This is a genomic window from Tianweitania sp. (assembly GCF_032053605.1).
Lineage (GTDB): Bacteria > Pseudomonadota > Alphaproteobacteria > Rhizobiales > Rhizobiaceae > Tianweitania.
In genome coordinates, this window is the sequence record NZ_DAMBUH010000006.1 from 77,095 (window position 1) to 82,076 (window position 4,982).

Below are 4,982 nucleotides of genomic sequence, written 5' to 3' on the forward strand. Positions count from 1 at the left end.
GCACCTGCAAAGGGGCCGCCTTTTCCTTATCTGCGATCCTGCATCGCTACACCCGTCTCCCCTTTTGTGGGCATTAGGGTAGTCAGCCGCAACAGCTTACGCGAGTGGCTTACCGGCAAGATGGCCGAACACATCTACCACCTGCAGATAGACCGAGCGCTTGAACGGCACGATCAGGTCCGGCAGTTCAGCCATGTCCTTCCATTCCCAAGCGTCAAATTCCGCGGTGTGGCCTCCGGGCGGTGGGTTGATCTGGATCTCGCTTTCGTCCCCGTCGAAGCGGAACGCGAACCAGCGCTGCGTTTGGCCTCTATAACGCCCTTGAAAGGCCACGCCGACCAGATGTGGCGGTAGATCGTAATTGATCCAATAAGGGGCCTCTTCGAGCAGCGTCAGGCTCGTCATGCCCGTTTCTTCGTAGATCTCGCGTAAGGCCGCTAGCAGCGCTTCCTCGCCCTCATCAATGCCGCCCTGAGGCATTTGCCAGAGCTGCGTCGTGCCAGCCGTTTCGCTGCCCTCTTCCGAGATACGGTGACCAGCCCAGACCTTCCCGGCGCTATTCAGCACCATGATCCCGACGCATGGACGATAGGGCAGGGTTTGAGGATCAACAGGCGGCTTCATCGGGATGGCTCTCGCTTCAAGGATGCCCATCTGCATAGCCGGTTCGCCTGACAGTTTGAAGGCAGCCTTCAGCGGCGTTCAGGATCATCCGCTACAGCGGTGATTGGCACGATCTCGACGCCACGTCGGCGCACTTCGGCGGCCCAGGCAGTGACCGTGTCCACGGTGACGTCAAAGGCCGAGCCGGTGCCGACAGCAAACTCGTTGGCGCGGGCGGTGCGCTCGAGATCGTCGAGCTTTCCAAGGATTTCGCCGCGCTCACGCACCGCGTCGATCTGCATGTCGGACGCCGCGAAAGGCACACGGTTCGCCTTGGCCAAAGGTTGCGATTCATTCCGCGCGGTCGAGCCATCATCGACATAGGCCAGGCCGCGCTTACCAAGTTCGGCCATCATGGTTCCAACGGGCTGCGTTTCGCCGAGAAAGCGGGCACCCATATAGTTCATGACGCCGACATAGTTGGTTGTGCGGGCCAGTACCCATTGCAAGTTCTCGACCGTCTCAGATGCCGGCGCATCCACGGTCAGCGTCGCGCGGCCGGGATCAACCGCCGGATAGTCGAACGGCTCGAGCGGCACCTGGAGAACGATCTCGTGCCCGTTTCGCCGCGCCGCCTCCATCCAGCGCGACAGGCTGTTGCCGCCGGATGCGAAAGCCAGCGTGATCTCCGGCGGCAGCTTTTCAATCGCTTTCTGCGTGCCGGTCTGGCTGACACCAAGACCGCCGATCACCAAGGCAATGCGGGCACCGCGAGCACCTGACCACGGGCGTGCATAAACGTCGAACGGTCGACGCCCATCCGCCGCGCGTTGCGGCAACGGTCCATCTGGGCCTGCTTCGATCAACGCCTGATCCGGCAGATGCGCGATATGCGCGTCCTGTGCCGGCGCCGATGTGCTGCGGATGATCGTGGTGCCTTGCGCGGGATCCGAATCCGGGTTGACCCGGATAATCGCTGGACCGCCCGCCGGATCGTTGGACAGGCTGGGACGCGGGGCGGGACTGGGTTCCGCCTCGGATGCGGCCGTTTGCATGGGAACGGAAACCACCGCAGCGCTCGGCATGCGAATGCCGCGATCGCGCAAGGCGATGGCGCCGGCACTGCCGGCAAGCGCGACAGCCACCACGGTAGTGAGCATCGACGATGACGTGAAACGCGGGGATCGCGTCGGCTTCGCCGGACCCCGAATGCCTAAGCCAAGCGGCAGGTCGATGTCCCGAATGCGCGTCGTGTCTCCGCCCCGCTCCTGCCCCGCCATGTGACCCGATCGACCTCAGACCTGCTTTTGCATCATCCCGGAATCAAATGTCCGGCGAAGGGGTTCCTCCGCCGGACATGATAACTTCTATCAGCGCGCAGCGCTTACTGGTTCATCACCGCCTTATCGGGGTTCGGCGGGAAAGCGGCATCGGTCTTGGCGCCGCGGATCAGGTCCAGCGCATATTGCAGCTGGATGTCGTCCTTGGCTTCCGGCGGCACATAGGAGGCCGAACCCGAACCCTCGTCGCTTTCTTCCACGCCCTTGATGTGACCGCGCAGAGCGGACTCACCACGGCTGCTGTCGCGGCCCTTGAACTCTTCCGGCAGTGGCTGGTCGACCTTGACGTCAGGCGTAATGCCCTTGCCCTGGATCGATTTGCCGGCTGGCGTGTAATAGAGCGCCGTTGTCAGGCGCAAAGCGCCGTTCTCGGCCAGCGGAATGATGGTCTGGACCGAACCCTTGCCGAAGGACTGGGTGCCAAGCACGGTAGCGCGGCGGTGATCCTGCAAGGCACCGGCAACGATCTCCGACGCACTCGCCGAACCGCCATTGACCAGAACGATGAGCGGCTTGCCGTTGACCAGGTCGCCCGGACGCGCATCGAAGCGCGAAATGTCCTGCGGATCGCGGCCGCGGGTCGAAACAATCTCGCCACGGTCGATAAAGGCGTCCGATACGCTGACGGCCTGATCTAGCAAACCGCCCGGGTTCAAGCGCAGATCGATCACATAGCCCTTGAGTTTGTCGTCCGGCAGCTGCTTGTGGATGGTGTTGATGCCAGCCTGCAGATCGTCGAACGTCTTTTCGGTGAAGGAGTTGATCTTGAGATAGCCGACATTGCCCTCGACACGAGCGCGCACGGCTTTCACCTTGATGACGTCGCGAATAACGGTGAGCTTGATCGGCTTGTCCGCGCCATCGCGGATCAGCGTCAGCTCGATCGGCGTGTTCACCAGACCGCGCATCTTCTCGACGGCGTCGTTGAGCGACAGGCCACGCACTTCCTGGCCGTCGATTTCTGCAATCAGGTCGCCCGCCAGAACGCCGGCCTTTGCGGCGGGCGTTTCATCCATCGGGGTGATGACCTTGATCAGGTCGTTTTCCATCGTGACTTCGATACCGAGGCCGCCGAACTCGCCCTTGGTCTGGACGCGCATATCCTTGGCTGCCTCTTGGTTGAGGTAGGAGGAATGCGGATCGAGCGAGGTGAGCATGCCGTTGATGGCATTCTCGACAAGCGACTTGTCGTCCGGCGGAGTCACATACTGCGCGCGCACGCGCTCGAAGATGTCGCCGAAGATCGCCAGCTGGCGATAGGTTTCGGAACCCGCGGCATTCGCTGTCGAGCCGGGCGCACCGTAGACCACGCTCATCGCCGAAGCGCCCATCAAGGCGCCGGCAAACAACAGCGACAGCTTACGAATCATTTGCAGTCCTTCCAGCGATCCGCTCCGACCACCAGGGGGTCGGGTCCACGGGTTTTCCATCTTTCCGGAACTCGACATAAAGGTCAGGTCCGGTGCTGCCGTCCTTCAGTGGAACGGGGCCAGCGACCCTCGTTTCACCCATTGCTCCGATCGGCTCACCCGCCAAAACGGCCTGGCCAAGCGTCACGCTGATTCTGCCCATCCCCGCCAGCACGACATGATAGCCGTCGCCGGCATTGAGGATCAAGAGTTGACCGTATGACCGGAAGGGTCCCGCATACAAGACGCTCCCCCCTGCCGGTGCGGTAACAATTGCCCCGGATTGTGTTGTAATGGTGTCTCCCATTCTCACGCCGCCGTTATTGTCGGCTTCGCCGAAACGCGCGGTGCGTCGCCCAGTAGCTGGGAGGCTCATCTGTCCTTTCAAGGCCGCAAACGGAATCATCGACAGGCGATAGGCCTCGGGAATGGGCTTGTTGAGCTCGGCTTCTTCGCGCGCCAGCCGCTCGACCTCCGCTTTGGCGGCAGCTTCCGCCGCAGCCCTTGCTGATTGCCCTTCCTTTTCCAGGTTCGCGATCAGTTCCTGGAAGGAGGAAGCGGACGCCGCAAGTTGTTCGGATCGCTTCTGCTCGGCGGCATACACCGCTTCGGATTGGGTTTGCAGCCGCTGCTTTTCTTCCAACAACATGCTGAGGCGCTGCTTTTCGGCCACCTGCTCTTCCGCCGTGGCGTTCAAGCGGCCGCGCTCGGCCTCGATCGAGGCTGCCACCCGCGACAATTCCCTGAGATCCGCCAGCAGCGTTTCGGTTTCCTGGCGCAACTCCGGCACGACAGCGCCGAGCAGAATGGCGCTGCGAACGGACGACAGCGCGTCTTCCGGCTTCACCAGAATAGCCGGCGGCGGGTTGAGGCCCATGCGCTGCAATGCCGCCAGCACTTCCGCCAGCACGGCGCGACGGCCTTCCAGCGAGGCCTTGATGCCATCTTCCTCGCCACGCAGGCCGACCAGCCTTCCGCTGATCTCCTCGACGTCTTCGGCGAGCTTCTTTTCGGTTTTCGCAGCCTGGATCAGCGCCGCCGTCACCGAAGCACTGTCTTTCTTCAGCGTCGCGATGCCGGCCGAAATGGAGGCCATCCGATCTTCGGACAGCTTGATGTCGTCCAGCGCGCGTTCGTAGTCGGCTTGGGTTTGCGCCCGTCGCGCTTCGATCGCCGCAACCGGATCGTCAGGCTGCGTCTGTTCGGTGGACACCGCTTCATCTTCCTGCGCATGGAGAGGGCCGGCAGAGGCCAGCAGCAGGCCGAGCGCGATCAAAAGACCGCCCTTCCCCCATGCTGCCGATGCCATGCCTGAAACCATGCCGCTTCATCCCTCGGACCGGATCGCCCCATTCGCGGATCGTAGGTCGGCTTCGTAAAGGAAGCATCAACCATCGGCCCGGCTGCACCGCCGTTCTTCCCAAGCGAATCGCACTTTCTCAAGGCGAGCTTACGCGGGGCCTTCAAGGCGGCGTTCAAACGCGATGATAGGGGTGGCCGGACAGGATGGTAGCGGCGCGGTAAAGCTGCTCGCCAAGCATCACGCGCACCATCTGATGCGGCCAGGTCGCCGCGCCGAAGGAAATCAGCGCGGTTGCCTGATCGCGCAAGGTGGCCTCATGGCCGTCTG

At 62.6% G+C, this 4,982-nt stretch carries 5 protein-coding genes; all 5 read right to left on the reverse strand.

Annotation, left to right across the window (positions count from 1 at the left end; translation table 11 throughout):
- Positions 1 to 96: 96 nt before the first annotated feature.
- Entirely contained in the window at positions 97 to 654 is a 558-nt protein-coding gene (locus RTX98_RS03185) for an RNA pyrophosphohydrolase (RefSeq protein ID WP_416223056.1), read from the reverse strand.
- A gap of 38 nt (positions 655 to 692) precedes the next feature.
- A complete protein-coding gene (locus RTX98_RS03190) occupies positions 693 to 1,883 on the reverse strand; it encodes a divergent polysaccharide deacetylase family protein (RefSeq protein ID WP_312794512.1) in 1,191 nt (396 codons plus the stop codon).
- Positions 1,884 to 1,987: 104 nt separating this feature from the next.
- Complete coding sequence (locus tag RTX98_RS03195) at positions 1,988 to 3,313, reverse strand: S41 family peptidase (RefSeq protein ID WP_312794514.1); 1,326 nt, start codon at positions 3,311 to 3,313, stop codon at positions 1,988 to 1,990.
- Entirely contained in the window at positions 3,303 to 4,661 is a 1,359-nt protein-coding gene (locus RTX98_RS03200; protein ID WP_312794516.1) for a murein hydrolase activator EnvC, read from the reverse strand. Before RTX98_RS03200 ends, RTX98_RS03195 begins: the two co-directional genes overlap by 11 nt.
- 166 nt (positions 4,662 to 4,827) lie before the next feature.
- On the reverse strand, positions 4,828 to 4,982 hold a 155-nt coding region (locus RTX98_RS03205), incomplete at its 5' end, for a 23S rRNA (pseudouridine(1915)-N(3))-methyltransferase RlmH (RefSeq protein WP_312794524.1).